This is a genomic window from Kordia sp. E (genome assembly GCF_056033805.1).
In genome coordinates this window covers 86,252-102,510 of record NZ_JBRASR010000002.1, presented here as the reverse complement: position 1 = coordinate 102,510, position 16,259 = coordinate 86,252, and the positions used below count along the sequence as shown (strand labels likewise).

21 protein-coding genes are annotated in these 16,259 nt (G+C 33.4%); 20 read left to right on the top strand and 1 reads right to left on the bottom strand.

The window, feature by feature from the left end; genetic code table 11:
* The first annotated feature begins 213 nt into the window (after positions 1 to 213).
* From alaS to ACUUYC_RS03185, 9 genes are all read left to right on the top strand, one after another.
* Complete coding sequence (alaS, locus tag ACUUYC_RS03225; RefSeq protein ID WP_474263784.1) at positions 214 to 2,826, top strand: alanine--tRNA ligase; 2,613 nt, start codon at positions 214 to 216, stop codon at positions 2,824 to 2,826.
* A 117-nt stretch (positions 2,827 to 2,943) separates the two neighbouring features.
* A complete protein-coding gene (locus ACUUYC_RS03220; protein WP_474263782.1) occupies positions 2,944 to 3,336 on the top strand; it encodes a hypothetical protein in 393 nt (130 codons plus the stop codon).
* A 2-nt stretch (positions 3,337 to 3,338) separates the two neighbouring features.
* Positions 3,339 to 4,289, top strand: coding sequence for a GSCFA domain-containing protein (locus ACUUYC_RS03215; protein WP_474263779.1), 951 nt, complete (start codon positions 3,339 to 3,341; stop codon positions 4,287 to 4,289).
* 111 nt (positions 4,290 to 4,400) lie between these two features.
* Entirely contained in the window at positions 4,401 to 4,562 is a 162-nt protein-coding gene (locus ACUUYC_RS03210; RefSeq protein WP_474263777.1) for a hypothetical protein, read from the top strand.
* Positions 4,563 to 4,670: 108 nt separating this feature from the next.
* Entirely contained in the window at positions 4,671 to 4,922 is a 252-nt protein-coding gene (locus ACUUYC_RS03205; RefSeq protein ID WP_474263775.1) for a hypothetical protein, read from the top strand.
* 217 nt (positions 4,923 to 5,139) lie between these two features.
* Complete coding sequence (locus ACUUYC_RS03200; protein WP_474263773.1) at positions 5,140 to 5,304, top strand: hypothetical protein; 165 nt, start codon at positions 5,140 to 5,142, stop codon at positions 5,302 to 5,304.
* Between the two features lie 177 nt (positions 5,305 to 5,481).
* Positions 5,482 to 5,676 (top strand): hypothetical protein, encoded by a 195-nt coding sequence (locus tag ACUUYC_RS03195; RefSeq protein ID WP_474263771.1) that lies wholly within the window; start codon positions 5,482 to 5,484, stop codon positions 5,674 to 5,676.
* Positions 5,677 to 5,807: 131 nt separating this feature from the next.
* Positions 5,808 to 6,044 carry a hypothetical protein gene (locus tag ACUUYC_RS03190; protein ID WP_474263769.1) on the top strand — a complete coding sequence of 79 codons (237 nt, stop codon included), beginning with the start codon at positions 5,808 to 5,810 and terminating at the stop codon, positions 6,042 to 6,044.
* A 66-nt stretch (positions 6,045 to 6,110) separates the two neighbouring features.
* Positions 6,111 to 6,287 carry a GldL-related protein gene (locus tag ACUUYC_RS03185; RefSeq protein ID WP_474263767.1) on the top strand — a complete coding sequence of 59 codons (177 nt, stop codon included), beginning with the start codon at positions 6,111 to 6,113 and terminating at the stop codon, positions 6,285 to 6,287.
* 14 nt (positions 6,288 to 6,301) lie between these two features.
* Here ACUUYC_RS03185 and ACUUYC_RS03180 read toward each other — a convergent pair whose 3' ends face one another.
* Positions 6,302 to 8,047, bottom strand: a complete 1,746-nt coding sequence (locus ACUUYC_RS03180) for an aromatic amino acid hydroxylase (RefSeq protein ID WP_474263765.1) — start codon at positions 8,045 to 8,047, stop codon at positions 6,302 to 6,304.
* 110 nt (positions 8,048 to 8,157) lie between these two features.
* Between ACUUYC_RS03180 and ACUUYC_RS03175 the strand changes: the two genes are divergently transcribed.
* From ACUUYC_RS03175 to ACUUYC_RS03125, 11 genes are all read left to right on the top strand, one after another.
* Complete coding sequence (locus ACUUYC_RS03175) at positions 8,158 to 8,733, top strand: TetR/AcrR family transcriptional regulator (RefSeq protein WP_474263763.1); 576 nt, start codon at positions 8,158 to 8,160, stop codon at positions 8,731 to 8,733.
* 137 nt (positions 8,734 to 8,870) lie between these two features.
* Complete coding sequence (locus ACUUYC_RS03170) at positions 8,871 to 9,035, top strand: hypothetical protein (protein WP_474263761.1); 165 nt, start codon at positions 8,871 to 8,873, stop codon at positions 9,033 to 9,035.
* A gap of 147 nt (positions 9,036 to 9,182) precedes the next feature.
* A complete protein-coding gene (gene paaE, locus ACUUYC_RS03165) occupies positions 9,183 to 10,256 on the top strand; it encodes a 1,2-phenylacetyl-CoA epoxidase subunit PaaE (RefSeq protein WP_474263759.1) in 1,074 nt (357 codons plus the stop codon).
* Positions 10,257 to 10,535: 279 nt separating this feature from the next.
* Positions 10,536 to 11,498: a 1,2-phenylacetyl-CoA epoxidase subunit PaaA gene (gene paaA, locus ACUUYC_RS03160; RefSeq protein WP_474263757.1), complete on the top strand. Its 963-nt coding sequence runs from the start codon at positions 10,536 to 10,538 to the stop codon at positions 11,496 to 11,498.
* 73 nt (positions 11,499 to 11,571) lie between these two features.
* Entirely contained in the window at positions 11,572 to 11,856 is a 285-nt protein-coding gene (paaB, locus tag ACUUYC_RS03155) for a 1,2-phenylacetyl-CoA epoxidase subunit PaaB (RefSeq protein WP_431367483.1), read from the top strand.
* 90 nt (positions 11,857 to 11,946) lie between these two features.
* The gene (gene paaC / locus ACUUYC_RS03150; protein WP_474263755.1) at positions 11,947 to 12,699 is read left to right on the top strand and encodes a 1,2-phenylacetyl-CoA epoxidase subunit PaaC; all 753 of its coding nucleotides are present in this window, start codon (positions 11,947 to 11,949) and stop codon (positions 12,697 to 12,699) included.
* A gap of 107 nt (positions 12,700 to 12,806) precedes the next feature.
* Entirely contained in the window at positions 12,807 to 13,307 is a 501-nt protein-coding gene (paaD, locus tag ACUUYC_RS03145; protein WP_474263752.1) for a 1,2-phenylacetyl-CoA epoxidase subunit PaaD, read from the top strand.
* Positions 13,308 to 13,361: 54 nt separating this feature from the next.
* Positions 13,362 to 14,147: an enoyl-CoA hydratase-related protein gene (locus tag ACUUYC_RS03140; RefSeq protein WP_474263750.1), complete on the top strand. Its 786-nt coding sequence runs from the start codon at positions 13,362 to 13,364 to the stop codon at positions 14,145 to 14,147.
* Between the two features lie 46 nt (positions 14,148 to 14,193).
* Entirely contained in the window at positions 14,194 to 14,565 is a 372-nt protein-coding gene (locus tag ACUUYC_RS03135; protein ID WP_474263748.1) for a four helix bundle protein, read from the top strand.
* 87 nt (positions 14,566 to 14,652) lie between these two features.
* Positions 14,653 to 15,831: a 3-hydroxyacyl-CoA dehydrogenase NAD-binding domain-containing protein gene (locus tag ACUUYC_RS03130; protein WP_474263746.1), complete on the top strand. Its 1,179-nt coding sequence runs from the start codon at positions 14,653 to 14,655 to the stop codon at positions 15,829 to 15,831.
* 23 nt (positions 15,832 to 15,854) lie between these two features.
* Positions 15,855 to 16,244, top strand: a complete 390-nt coding sequence (locus tag ACUUYC_RS03125; RefSeq protein ID WP_474263744.1) for a four helix bundle protein — start codon at positions 15,855 to 15,857, stop codon at positions 16,242 to 16,244.
* The last annotated feature ends 15 nt before the right edge of the window (positions 16,245 to 16,259 follow it).

Below are 16,259 nucleotides of genomic sequence, written 5' to 3'. Positions count from 1 at the left end.
ATATCCGTAAAACGAACAAATATAGCTATTGTTTTACAGTTTTTAAGTTTTTTAAAGTAGGTTAAGATAAATTTAAGAGTGATTCGCGAATTATCTTACGTAGTAAGTATAAAAGTATAACACACGAAACGAGCATGTTAAGAATGTTATCATTTAAAGTAATGATGAATAGCGAACAGCATGTGACCGTTTAAAAACAATATATATAGACACATGAAATCTCAGGATATTAGAGCTAAGTTTTTAGAGTTTTATAAATCTAAAACACATCAAATTGTGCCATCTGCGCCAATGGTAACGAAGAATGACCCAACTTTGATGTTTGTCAACTCTGGAATGGCACCTTTTAAAGAATATTTCTTAGGAAACGGAACGCCAAAAAGCAATCGTATTGCCGATACACAAAAATGTCTACGTGTAAGCGGAAAGCATAATGACTTGGAAGAAGTTGGGTATGATACCTATCATCACACCATGTTTGAAATGTTAGGAAACTGGAGCTTTGGTGATTACTTTAAGAAAGAAGCCATTACTTGGGCATGGGAATTATTGACGGAAGTATACGGAATAGATAAAGATATTTTATATGTAACCGTTTTTGAAGGAAGCGATGAAGATGGATTGAAACTCGATCAGGAAGCGTATGATTTATGGAAAGAAATTATTCCAGAAGATCGTATTTTGATGGGGAACAAAGCAGACAATTTCTGGGAAATGGGAAGTCAAGGACCTTGTGGACCTTGCTCTGAAATTCATGTAGATATTCGTTCTGCGGAAGAAAAAGCAAAAGTATCAGGTGCCGATTTAGTCAATATGGATCATCCACAAGTAGTGGAAATCTGGAATTTGGTATTCATGCAATTCAACCGTAAAGCAGATAAATCGTTAGAGAAATTACCTGCGCAACATGTAGATACAGGAATGGGATTTGAACGTTTGTGTATGGTATTACAAGATGTGAAATCGAACTATGATACAGATGTTTTTACACCAATTATAAGAGAAATTGAGGCAATTGCGAATGTAGATTATGGAAATGATGAAAAAGTAGATGTTGCTATTCGTGTCATTGCCGATCACGTACGTGCGGTATCTTTCTCTATTGCAGACGGACAATTGCCAAGCAACAATACTAGAGGATATGTAATTCGTAGAATTTTGCGTAGAGCAGTTCGTTATGGATTTACATTCTTAAATAAAAAAGAACCATTTATTTATCGTTTGGTAGAAGTACTTGATAAAAAAATGGGGAAAGCATTTCCTGAACTTAAAGAGCAAAAACAACTCATTCAGAATGTAATAAAAGAAGAAGAAACATCTTTTTTACGTACGTTAGATCAAGGTTTAGTATTGTTAGATCGTGTTATTGAAAATGTAGATGGAACTGTAATTTCGGGTAAAAAAGTATTTGAATTAAAAGATACGTATGGTTTTCCAGAAGATTTAACAGAGTTAATTCTGCGTGAGCGCGATTTGTCATATAATAAAGAAGAATTCAAAAAGGCATTACAAAAACAACAAGAAGGCGGACGAAAAGCAACAGCGATTCAGGCTGATGATTGGGTAGTTTTATTAGAAGATGAAGACGAAGAATTTGTTGGATATGATACCTTAGAAGTTGATGTTAAATTAACACGTTACCGTAAAATTGAAACTAAAAAAGAAGGTGTTCAATATCAATTAGTATTCAATCTTACGCCATTCTATCCAGAAGGTGGAGGACAAGTTGGAGACAAAGGATATTTAGAAGTTCCAAATGGTGATGTTGTATATATTTTAGATACGAAAAAAGAAAATAACTTAATTATTCATATCACAAAGAATTTACCAAAACACGTAAATGAAACATTGCGTGCAGTAGTAGATAAAAAGCAACGTAGTCGTACTGCGGCAAATCATACGGCAACACATTTATTACATCAAGCATTACGCGAAATATTAGGAACACATGTTGAACAAAAAGGTTCGGCAGTGCATTCAAAATATTTACGTTTTGATTTTTCTCACTTTTCAAAAATGACAGTAGAAGAACTGCGTGATGTTGAAAATTTTGTAAATGCTAGAATTGAAGGAAAGCTTCCGCTAGAAGAAAAACGTAACAGACCGGTTTCTGAAGCTATGGCAGATGGAGCAATGGCGTTGTTTGGTGAAAAATATGGAGATACAGTACGTTCTATTCGTTTTGGACAATCGATTGAATTGTGTGGAGGAACGCATGTTGAAAATACAGGAGATATTTGGCACTTTAAAATTAGGTCTGAAGGAGCTGTTGCGGCAGGAATTAGAAGAATTGAAGCAATTACATTAGATGCTACAAAAGAATTTTACTTTGAAAATAATAGAGCATATTATGAAATCAAAGATGCTTTAAACAATCCAAAAGATACTGTAAAAGCAGTTGCTGATTTAAAAGATGACAATGCTAAATTGCGCAAGCAAATAGAAAGTTTACTAAAAGACAAAGCCAAAAATCTAAAAGGAGATTTAAAAAGTCAACTAGAAGAAATTGATGGAGTAAACTTCTTGGCACAAAAAGTAGATTTAGATCAAAACGGAATCAAAAACTTAGCTTTTGAACTTGGTGGTGAATTCAAAAACCTATTTTTATTCTTTGCTACCGCGAATGAAAACAAAGTAATGTTAACTTGCTACATCTCTAAAGAGTTAGTCGCAGAACGTGGATATGATGCAGGAAAAGTAGTTCGTGAACTTGGAAAACTAATTCACGGCGGCGGCGGCGGACAACCATTTTTTGCTACAGCAGGAGGAAAAAACCCAGGTGGAATTCCAAAAGCAATTGAACGTGTAAAAGATTATATTAAATAACTCAAAAAATAAATTATAAATAGCCTTATGAAATGAGCCATAACACTATAGTTGATTTTAACTAACAGTACAATTGGTGAATTCCATTTGACAAATTAATTTAATAAAAACAAACAAATGAAAAATGTATACATTATTGTTTTAGTCATGCTATTTTCTATTCCAGCATTGGCACAAGAAACAGCAAAGAAAGAAGCTCCAAGAGAAGTTTCTGTATTATGTACAATGCCTGGAAAGGATAAAGGACAATGGCTTACGCTAAAAACACCAACTCCTGGAGAAGTTGCAGATTTTCAAGATAAATTAATCTATCTTGAATTATTAGATGCAGAAGCTGTTACAAAAAGAGGTGAATTTAATAGAGAAACAAGTGATGCTATTTTAAGAATGGAAAGCGCACGAGGTGTAAAATACAATACAAAAGTATTGACAGGAATTACACAAGGAATGAAAAATAGGCTAATTGTAGCATATTATACTGCAAAAAAAGCAAGAGAAGGAAAGCAATAAATATGATATTGCAAACCAATATTCCGCTAAAAAAAGAAACGTATAACCCAATAACATACGATGCAAACGTATGCTTATTGGGTTCATGCTTTTCGGAACATATTGGTGAAAAATTATCCTATTACAAATTCAATACGTTTCAGAATCCATTTGGAATTCTATTTCACCCAAAAGCAATAGAAAGCCTATTATTAAGAGCAATCAACGAAGAAGAATTCACAACTGATGATATTTTCTATATAAACGAACGTTGGCATTGTTTTGAAGTACATTCTGCATTAAGCAATCCTGATAAAGAGGTTTTATTATCAAGCTTAAATACTGCCGTAAGCGAGACTTATAAAGCATTGCAAGAAGCTTCTCATATTATTATCACATTAGGAACGGCTTGGGTATATCGATATATTGAAACAGATACAATTGTAGCAAATTGTCATAAAGTACCGCAAAAGCAATTTTTAAAGGAATTATTATCTGTAGAAGAAATTGCTGCAAGTGTAGAAAATTGTATCGCATTACTGAAAAGTATCAATCCTAAAATCACAACTATATTTACTGTTTCACCTGTGCGACACTTAAAAGATGGGTTTGTAGAAAATCAGCAAAGTAAGGCATATTTATTGGCAGGAATTCATCAAATTGTAGAAGCACGAAATCAAATACATTATTTTCCTTCTTATGAAATTATGATGGACGAATTGCGCGATTATCGTTTCTATTCAGAAGATATGATTCATCCAAATACAACGGCAATAGCATACATTTGGGGAAAATTTACACACACATGGATTTCTCGCGAAAGTGAAACAACCATGAAAACAATTGAGGACATTCAAAAAGGATTGGCACACAAACCTTTCAATCCAACTTCGGAAGCACATCAAGCATTTTTAGTTAAAATTCAAAGTAAAATAGTAGAACTTCAACAGCAATTTCCTCAGTTAGAGTTTTAATATTCTTACTTTCTATCTACATCTGACATTTTATAAAGCGTCACTACACTATCTTTTTTTATCTTTTTTATTATGGTTAATTGTGATTAATTAATCTTTAAAGATAGAATCATGAAAAAACAACATTTACAAAAATTAGAATTAAAAAAGAATATCATCTATCAGCTCTTTGGAGGCGTTACAGACCCGAATGAAGATCCAATTTATGACAAAAAAGTTGGTACCTGTAGGTCACCTTGTCAAAGAGGAACTGGTTGTTGTCAGGTTCCTTAGTAGAACTATTTCTAAAAGTGAATGTTAGTTCATTTTTCTTATTTAAAATAATGGGGTAATTAATTCTTGATTTTACCTTGTAGTATATAACTTAAAAATATATTTATCATGAAAAAACAACATTTAAAAAATTTAGCATTAAACAAAAAATCAATTTCTAAACTTACAGCATTAGAAAACATAGTTGGTGGAGAAGGAGATTATGCAAACACTATAGTAGTTTGTCTTAAGTCAAAGCCTTATCATGGAGGAAATCTTTGTTTTAAAACGAAGAATAACGAATGTTGGCATACAGAAGTTGTTGGATGCACTGTGCCAAATACATATCAGGTAAACACTGATACAGTTGCACTTTGTTAAACGTAACTTTTTGGTAGTAAAAATGAAAAGCAAACTTCGGTTTGCTTTTTTTTAGTTTGTAAATAAAAAAACAGGATAACTTTAGTTACAATTCATTTTGTAAAAGTTCCAAATAAATGGGTGTAAGGTGTTAATTTTGAGTTAAGTAAGGTTTATCCGTACTTGATGGTTTTCTATTTCGTGTATTTTTAGAATAACAAACCATAAAAATATAATCATGAAGAAAAAAGGAATTAAAAACTTAAAATTGAACAAAAATTCAGTGTCAACATTGAATCAAGCTTCAAATATAAAAGGAGGAAATAGTGTGTTTTGTACAGGATTGTTTGGATCTTGTTGGTGCAATGTAACGGTAACAGATTGTTTCTGCCCTAAACATTAATACTATAAAGGAATGTTATGAAAAAGAAAAATTTTCAAACTTGAATAGTTTAGGAATAATTGCATACTAAATTATCAAAAAGCGAACTTCGGTTCGCTTTTTTTATGACTTTTTCTTTTTGTTGGGTAATGAATTTTAAAAATAAACCCTACTACATATAATCTTAAAACAGATATTATGAAAAAACAGAATTTAAAAAGCTTAGCGCTTAACAAAAAGTCAATTTCATCATTAGTAGGTGGATTAGTTGCTAATCCTGCAAGTCCAACAACAGCATTGCCAATTGGTAATCCGGGAACAATGGTTGTGCCATGTCATACAGATACTTTAAATCATACAGATTGTTGGTGTGATATTATTAGACGTAGATAATATGCTATTTTTAGTAATGATAATCATATCTATATGTAATTAAGCGGACTTCGGTTCGCTTTTTTTGTAAATAATGGGTAATGAATTTTAAGTTTTAACCCTAATATATATAAACTCAAAATATAGTTATTATGAAAAAGAAACATTTAAAAAACTTGACATTAAACAAAAAATCAATTTCTAGCCTTCATGCATCAGAAAATATTGTTGGTGGAAGTATAAATACGATTCAAATTTGTTTTAAATCAAAACCTATTCAAGGAGGAAATATTTGTTTTAAATCGGTTAAAAACTGTTGGCATACACAAGTTAGCGGATGTGTGCCAAATACATATCAGGTAAATACAGATACGATTGCTCTTTGCTAACGATTGAAAATTAATTAGGATATAAAAAAAACGAGCTTCGGTTCGTTTTTTTTGTATTTTGAGTTCATGAAAATAAAATACACAACAGTTTTATACTATCTAGGAATGATTGCCTTGATTATCGGATATCTATTTCGAATTCAACATTGGCCATATGGTTATGAAATTCTTATTGGTGGTTTAGCTACAATAATCATTTCTGGAATTATCTCAGTAATTCAGTATAATAAAAAGAAACAATAACAATAATAACTATGCTATTTAGTAGCTACCAAATCAATTCCATCCGTAACTAGTTCTGCAACTTCTGGTCGTTCCGTTTGAATAGCTTGTAAGCGTTCTAATATTTTAGTTTGTAGGCTAATATTCTTAGCTGTTAACTCATACAATTCAACTAATAAAAGCCAATCTTCTGGATGTTCATTGAAAAGTTTTTCAAAAATAGTTTCTAGCGAAATGACTTTATCCTTTCCAGCTCTAAACTCACGAACTTTTGCATACAAAGCTTCCAGTTCTTGAGCTGCTTGAGAAGTTTCTATCTTTACAGTTTGCGTTTCAGATATAAAATGTGTGGTGTCAAACGATCTATAATCAGCAGCGCCAGCATACGCGGAAACAATATTTTTACCCAAAGCTAAATCGAATGTTCCGTATTCAGGTTTAAAAAGAACTTCATCTTTATACGTAACAGTACAATCGGTAAACTGAATTAAAATCAACTTTCCATTAATATTTCGAATTCCAGTTACGTTTAATCCTTCTACTTTAATTCCACTTTCATATTCAAACGCAATACGTTCTCCATCATAAAAATTATATGCTTTTAAGTCTCTTGGACTCATATCTTCAATTGCCAAATTAATTCCTTTCAATTTTCCTAAAGGAGAACTAAAACCATGCGGATGTGTCAATACACCATGACCAATTAATTCTTTTTCTCGATTAGATAAAGCTGTTGGTCCTTCTGTTCTAAAAAACACAACTTCATTATCTTCATTGGTAATCATTTCAGTAAAAATTCCAGAAACTTGCAAACCAGTACTCAATTCAATAGTTCCGATCTTTTTAGATTCAATTAACTTTCGCAAACCTCTAAACCCACCTTTTCGTAATGCCATTGTTGTGGTGAACTCTTCCAAAACTTGCATCAAATATGAAAAATCTGGAGTAACATACAATTGTGGTTGCGGTTGTGTAATATCAAACTCTTGGTATGCTGCATCAACGGAATATTGAATCTTCCGTACTTCATCTGTCATGCACCATTTGCTTTCGCCAATAGAAGAAAGTAAACCTGCTCCATAAATTTTCGGATTCTCCGTAGTGCCAATCAAACCATATTCAACTGTCCACCAATGTAAATTTCTAATCATTGCCATTTCAGACAATTCTACTTTCTTGGCTTGTAACTCGTTTACACGATTTTCGGCAGATTCTATTTCAATATCTGTACTTCCAGGCGCTTCTTTCACAATAGAAAGCTTACGAACGGCTTCATACATATCATTATCATGTGCGGATAAAATGGCTTTGGCTCCAATCTCTCCAAAACGTCTTAAATACTCTGCATAATCAGGATTGGCAATAATTGGCGCATGTCCAGCAGCTTCATGAATAATATCTGGCGCTGGTGTATATGAAATATGCTCTAATTGACGAATATCACTAGCAATCACCAATACTTTATACGCTTGAAACTCCATAAAAGCGTTTGGAGGAATAAAACCATCAACAGCAACAGCTGCCCAACCGATTTCTTTCAAAATTCGATTCATTCCGTACATACTTGGAATATCATCAATAGAAATTCCTGTTTTTTCCAAACCATCCAAATACGAATCGTGAGCAACAGTACTCAGATAAGAAACACTCTTACGCATCACGTAACGCCAAACTGCTTGGTTAACAGCTGTATAATCGTCATAATTCTGCGGTTTAATATATTGTTGTAAATGTGGAGGAAGTCTATCCAACAATGGGTTTGTTTCAATATGCTGATTCATGGAGTAATTTTTAACAAAACTATTAAAACATAAAATATTCGAGCAATAAAATGTAGAAATTCAACGTATTTTATAAAATATGTATCTTCACAAACTTTAAGGGCAAAATCATGACACAAAAACTTGAAACTCGAAAAGAAGAAATTGTACGCATTGCTGAAATGCTTTTCAAGAAAAAAGGATATAGTGCAGTAACAATGCGCGACATAGCGCAAGCTATGGGAATAAAAGCAGCAAGTCTATATAATCATATTCAATCCAAGCAACAAATACTTTCAGAGATCATCATTGCTATTGGAGAAGACTTTACGCAAGGAATGGCAAAAATTGTTGTTGCAGAACTCACAACCATCGAAAAACTAGAACAAATTATAGGATTGCATGTTCATATTACCATGAAAAACCCTTCCAAAATGGCAACCATGAATAATGATTGGATGCACCTAGAAGAAAAAATTGATTACTACCTAACATTGCGAAGAAACTACGAAGAAAGTTTTCGTCAAATCTTAAAAGAAGGAATCGCAAAAGGCGAATTAAAAGAAGTAAAACCCGAAATCATACTATTTTCTATTCTTTCCACATTACGTTCCTTGTATCTTTGGATTCCAAAAAAAGAAGATCTCGATGAACAAGGTCTAGTAGCTTCATTAAGTAATGTTCTTTTAAAAGGAGTTACTTTATAAAATAATAAAATTTGTAGGAAAAAACAAGCAGTTTGCATTAGAAGTACTAATGTAAAGCATTAAAGTTTTGTAACATATAATTCGTAGATTGATGATCACAAATCTTTTAAAAACCTACCATAATGAAAACGAAATCTATGAACAAGTTAAGATTCAAAAAGAGTATGATCTCAAATCTTAACACTATTGTTGCTGGCGGACCGCCTACACCACCTGGAAGTAATTCTTGTATACCAGAAGTAACATGCCTAACCTGTGAGGGTTATACGTGTAATGGGTTAACATGTGATCGGACATGCTAAGTCAATACAGATAATTTTAAATACTAAAAGAGCGCTATTCAGTGCTCTTTTTCTTTGGTAATCAGTTGACTTGTAATATTTAACAAAAAATTAGTTGCAAGTCAAACTAACAATTGTTAGTTTTGTGGAAACAACTATAAAAACTGCATGGCAAAGTTTCATGAAATCGAAGTAGCTGAAGTACACAAAGAAACTTCAGATTGTACGGTAATCACATTCAATATTCCTGAAAACCTTCAGGAAGAATTTCAATATATACAAGGGCAATACCTAACTTTACGAAAAATGATCAACGATGAAGACGTTCGTAGATCCTATTCGTTATGTTCAAGTCCAGTTGACAACCAGTGGAAAGTTGCCGTAAAGCAAATTCCTGGTGGAATATTTTCAACCTACGCAAACACAGAATTAAAAGCAGGAGATACACTTGAACTTATGGTGCCCGCTGGCCGCTTTTATGTTGAAGTTGATCCTAATGGAAAGAAAAACTACATTGCATTTGCCGCAGGAAGCGGAATCACACCAATGTTATCCATCATAAAAACGCATCTAGCATTAGAGCCAGAAAGTACATTCAAACTCTTCTATTTGAATCGCACTGTAAAATCTATTATCTTTAAAGAAGAAATAGAACAGCTGAAAAACAAATACTTAGAGCGATTTAATGTTTTCTATTTTCTAACGAAAGAGCAACGTGATATTGAATTCTTAAATGGACGTTTTACAACAGAGAAAATTCAAACATTGACAAAAACGTTCATCGATATAAAAGATACAGCTGATTGCTTCATTTGTGGACCAGAAGAAATGATCTTCCTAATCAGAGATGAGCTAGAAGCAGCCGGATTGCCAAAAGAAAACATTCACTACGAATTATTCTTTTCAGGTGACAAAGCAGCATCAAATGCTCAAATAGCACAAATACTAGAGCAAAAAGTAGACGGAACAGATGTAACAATCGTTGATGGTGGGAAACAATTTCACTTCATCATGGAAGACGAATATGATAACATATTAGATGGTGCATTAGCTGCAGGAGCCGATTTGCCATTTGCCTGCAAAGGAGGCGTTTGTAGTACTTGTAAATGTAGAGTATTGGAAGGTTCAGTGGAAATGAAAATCAATTATGCATTACTAGAAGACGAACTAGCCAGCGGATTAGTATTATCATGTCAAGCAGTGCCAACAACAGAAAAAGTCGTAGTAGACTTTGATGTATAATATAAATAATTTAGAGCGTTCCCACTAAAAAAAGTGGTCGGGCTATCACAACTCGCTTTTTGTAAGTTGTCATTCCTGCAGAGGCAGGAATCCATCTCACAAAAGAGCTCAGACAGATTGTTCAAATGAATATTCACGATTTCCGATTTAATAAAATCAAAATCAATGAGTAATCCCTAACGCCGTAGTTCTCATGAAAATGAGAAACTAAAAAAGAAAAAGACAGTTTGAAATCATCAATTGAAATCAAAAAGTCAAAAAACATTAAAACCTAGTATCATGAGTGAAGCACAATTAAAAAATCTTAATGAAATTTTTGAGCAGCGTATTGCAAATGACGAAAAAATTGAGCCAAAAGATTGGATGCCCGAAAAATACAGGAAAACACACATCAGACAAATATCGCAACACGCACATTCTGAAATCGTAGGAATGTTACCTGAAGGAAACTGGATTTCCAGAGCGCCTTCACTACGAAGAAAAGTAGCATTATTGGCAAAAGTACAAGATGAAGCCGGACATGGTTTATACTTATACAGCGCTTGTGAAACTTTAGGAATTTCTCGTGACGAATTGTACGAACAATTACACTCTGGAAAAGCAAAGTATTCAAGTATATTCAATTACCCAACGGTAACTTGGGCAGACATGGGCGCAATTGGTTGGTTGGTAGATGGTGCAGCGATTATCAATCAAGTACCATTATGCAATACTTCTTACGGACCATATGCAAGAGCAATGATTCGTGTATGTAAAGAAGAAAGTTTTCACCAACGTCAAGGATTCGAAATCATGATGAAATTGTGTAACGGAACGCCAGAACAAAAAGAAATGGCACAAGATGCACTAAATCGTTGGTGGTGGCCATCATTAATGATGCTAGGACCAGTAGATTCAGAATCTGTGCATACAGAACAATCAATGAAGTGGAAACTAAAACGTAAAACGAACGATGAATTACGTCAACAATTTATTGATCAAACAGTTCCACAAGCAGATATTTTAGGAATAACAGTTCCAGATCCAGACTTAAAATGGAATGAAGAAACTGGTCATTACGATTTCGGAGAAATTGATTGGGATGAATTTTGGCAAGTAGTAAAAGGACATGGACCTTGTAACAAAGAACGTATGAATGCACGAGTTGGTGCGTGGGAAGAAGGAGAATGGGTTCGTGATGCAGCAATGGCACATGCCGAGAAAAAACAAGCAAAAAAAGAAAATTCTGCGAAAGCAGTATAAAAATAAAAAGTAACAAGTGGTGAAAAGCTGGAATCTCAATTCTAAATACTCACAACTCAATACTATAAAAGATATGGAAAAAAATTGGCCTCTTTGGGAAATATTCGTCAGAAGTAAAAACGGATTAGAACACAGACACTTTGGAAGTTTGCACGCTGCTGATGCAGAAATGGCATTAGAAAATGCAAGAGATGTATACACACGTAGAAGTGAAGGTGTAAGTATTTGGGTTGTAGAATCGAAAGATATCACTGCTTCAAATCCTGAAAATAATGGTGAATTATTTGAACCAGCACAAGACAAAGTATATCGTCATCCAACATTTTATACGTTGCCAGACGAAATTAAGCATATGTAACGCTTTGCGTTATTCCCACGCAGGTGGGAATCTCATTATCAAATAACAAAGTATCATTTTAAAAGTTACCCACTTTCGTGGGCAATAAATATGAAAACAAACTTATACAACTACATACTCGAACTTGCTGACAATTGCTTAATAGCTGGTCAACGATTAGGAGAATTGTGTGGTCACGGACCAAGCTTAGAAACTGATATTGCATGTACAAACATTTCGTTAGATTTATTTGGACAAACGCGTAGTTATTTTCAATATGCTGCCGAAATCAAAGGTGAAGAAGCAACGGAAGATAGTATTGCATTCTTACGTAATGAACGTGAATACAAAAATGTATTATTGGTAGAACAACCAAATCGTGATTTTGCTTATACAATAGCAAGGCAATATCTATTTGATGTTTATCACTTACTAGTACTAGAAAAATTACAATTTAGTCAAGATGCTATCCTAAGTGCAATTGCAAAAAAATCGATCAAAGAAGTTTTGTATCATGTACGTTTCACAGGTGATTGGATTAAGCGTTTAGGTGATGGAACAGAAATCAGTCATGAAAAAGTGCAAAATGCAATTGATGGTCTTTGGACATATACAAACGAATTATTTCAAGTTACGGAAGATTCAGAAATAATGGCTAAAGAAGGAATTGGTGTAGATGTTTCAGCACTAAAAGATGTGTATTACGAAAAAGTAACAGCATTATTAGAAGAAGCAACAATTCAAGTTCCAGAATCAAAATACTTCCAAAAAGGAGGAAAAGTAGGAATTCATACAGAACACATGGGCTATTTGCTTGCTGATATGCAATACATGCAAAGAGCATATCCAAATATGAAATGGTAAAAGAATAACGAATACAGAATGTCAAATTATTAATACAGAAGTGAAAATTTAGAAGAATTAAAAAACTTCATTATTTGATATTCTTTATTGATTATTCAATATTAATTATGATCGCAACCAACCAACATATAGATGAAGTGCTGATTCCAATACTAGAAAAAGTATCGGATCCAGAAATTCCTGTACTGTCTATCATGGATATGGGCGTTGTACGAACTGCAATATTGAACAATGGAATTGTTGAGGTCAGCATTACACCAACATATTCTGGCTGTCCAGCAATGGATGTTATTGGTGATGATATTACAAAAGTACTTCAAGAAAACGGTTACGAATCCAAAGTGAAACTAGTTCTAGTACCAGCTTGGACAACCGATTGGATTACTGAAAGAGGACGAAATGCACTTCGAGAATACGGAATTGCACCGCCGTTAAACGCTGATGCAGATAAAGAAGCATTGCTAGGCGACAAGCGAATTGTAAAATGTACAAACTGTAATTCATCCAATACAAAACTAGTCAGTCAATTTGGTTCCACAGCATGCAAAGCATTATTCAAATGCGAAGACTGTTTAGAACCGTTTGACTACTTTAAATGTTTAAAATGATAATTCCTGCGAAAGCGGGAATCTCTATTTATAATAGAAATAAAAAAATAAGGTATGAGTAACAATTCAATTGAACTAAAAATTGAAAACAATGTAGCGTATGTAACGCTAAATCGACCAGAAGTATTCAACAGTTTCAATCGTGAAATGGCATTGCGTTTACAAGATACGTTAGATCAATGTGAGCAAAATGAAGAAGTAAGAGCTATTGTTCTTACAGGAGAAGGAAAAGCATTTTGTGCTGGTCAAGACTTAAAAGAAGTAACACATCCAGAACTCAATCCAGGGTTCAAAAAAATACTAGAAGAACATTACAATCCAATCATTAAGCGAATTCGTAGCATTGAAAAACCAATTGTTGGTGCTGTAAATGGTGTTGCAGCTGGTGCTGGAGCAAATATTGCACTTGCGTGTGATATTGTAGTAGCACATGAAAAAGTAAGCTTCATTCAGGCGTTTAGTAAAATTGGGTTAATTCCAGATAGTGCTGGAACATTCTTCTTACCACGACTAATCGGATTCCAAAAAGCTTCTGCACTTATGATGTTAGGAGATAAAGTTGGTGCAGTAGAAGCAGAACGTTTAGGGATGCTATACAAAGTATTACCGTTAGAAACTTTCAAAGAAGACGTAACTGCTCTAGCAGAAAAGTTAGCAAAGATGCCAACAAAAGCATTAGGTTTGACGAAAAAAGTATTAAATCAATCATTAAGTAACGATTTAGAATCACAACTAGCGTTAGAGTCAAAACATCAAATAGAAGCGAGTGAATCAGAAGATTACCGCGAAGGAGTTGCTTCATTTGTAGAAAAAAGAAAACCAAACTTCAAAGGGAAGTAAATATTGAATAAAGAATAACTAATACTGAATGTTGAAGTTTTAAAAAGTGGAAAATAAAAAGTACGATATAGAGCAACGTTTAATTCAATTTTCTATTGATATTATAAAAATCTGTCAAAAAACAGCAAAAAACTTTGCGTCAGAACACTTAGTAAAACAAATAATTCGTTCATCTACATCTGCAGCATTGAATTATGGAGAAGCTCAAGGCGCAGAATCTTCTAGAGATTTTCAACATAAGATGAAGTTGTGTTTAAAAGAGCTACGAGAATCTTTAGTAAATTTAAAAATTCAAAAAGGAATACAAAGTATTTCTGATACAGAAGAATTAGAAAGATTGATAAAAGAGAATAATGAACTCATCGCAATTTTTGTATCAAGTATTCGAACCTCAAAAAGTAAAAACAATAACTTGTGAGTATCAAATAACAAAATTGGTGAATCAAACTAAAATTTAAACTTCATCATTAAATATTTTGTATTCGATATTCGATATTCAAACATTATGAAAGTAGGAATAATAGGATCAGGAACTATGGGAAGCGGAATTGCACAAGTTGCAGCAACCGCTGGATGCATAGTAAAACTGTACGATACAAAACAAGCCGCTTTAGACAAAAGTAAAGCTGCTTTAGAAAAAATATTAAATCGCCTCATTCAAAAAGGACGTATTGACGAAGCCGAGAAAAATAGAATTCAAGGAAATATTTCTTATGTAGATTCACTCAAAGCATTAGGTGATTCTGATTTAACAATTGAAGCGATCATTGAAAACTTAGACATCAAGCAAAAAGTATTTGTAGAGTTAGAAACCTATCTTTCTGATAATGCAATTATAGCCTCAAACACTTCATCGTTATCAATAGCTTCTATTGCTTCGGCATTACAAAAGCCTGAACGTTGTATTGGAATTCATTTCTTCAATCCAGCACCGTTGATGAAATTAGTTGAGGTAATTCCTGCAATTCAAACATCAAAAGTAGTATTAGACAAAGCAATACAAACCATTGCCGATTGGAAAAAAGTGGTTGCTGTGGCAAAAGATACGCCAGGTTTCATTGTAAACAGAGTAGCACGACCTTTCTATGGAGAATCGTTACGAATCTACGAAGAAGGTTTGGCTGATTTTGCAACGATTGACAAAGCATTACGAACACTTGGTGGATTCCGTATGGGACCATTTCAACTAATGGATTTCATTGGAAACGATGTAAATTATACCGTAACAGAAACGGTTTTTACAGCATTCTATTTCGATTCAAGATACAAACCTTCATTTACGCAAAAACGATTGTCAGAAGCTGGTTACTTAGGAAGAAAAACAGGAAAAGGATATTATGACTATGATGAAAATGGTAAAGTTATCACACGTCATTCTGAACTTGATTCAGAATCTCATAACAGTGAGTTATCACAACAAATATTCGATCGTGTATTAGTCATGTTAATCAATGAAGCTGCTGATGCTTTATTCTTAAATATCGCTTCCGCAGAAGATATCGACAATGCAATGACTAAAGGTGTAAACTATCCAAAAGGATTATTAGCTTGGGCAGATGAAAAAGGAATTGATTGGTGTGTGAAAACTTTAGACAAATTGTACGACGAATACCATGAAGACAGATATCGTTGTTCACCGTTATTGAGAAAACTGAATCGACAAGGGAAAACGTTCTTTAACTAGGGAATAGGCAATAGGAATTAGGCATGAGTAAAGAAAGTAAATACCAATTTAAATTTGAAGATTTAAAAGTTTATCAAAAAGCTATGGATTTTGGTGAATTAGTCAATGAATTGGTTAAGAAATTCCCAAATCATGAACTTTATGCTTTATCATCACAATTTAGAAGAGCTGCCGATTCCATTGCGTTAAATATAGCGGAAGGTTATCCAGGTTCAGATGCACAGTTTGTGAAACATTTAAATCATGCTATTTACAGCGCAAATGAATGTGTAAGTTGCAGTACCAAATCAAAAAGAAGAAACTATATTAACTTTGAGGAAGATGAAGAAAATAGAAAGTTAATTTCTGAGTTGACAAAAATGATGCCTTCATTAAGAAGAAGAATAAAAGAAAGAAAAAGTACAAATGTTTAAAATGGATAACTAGTG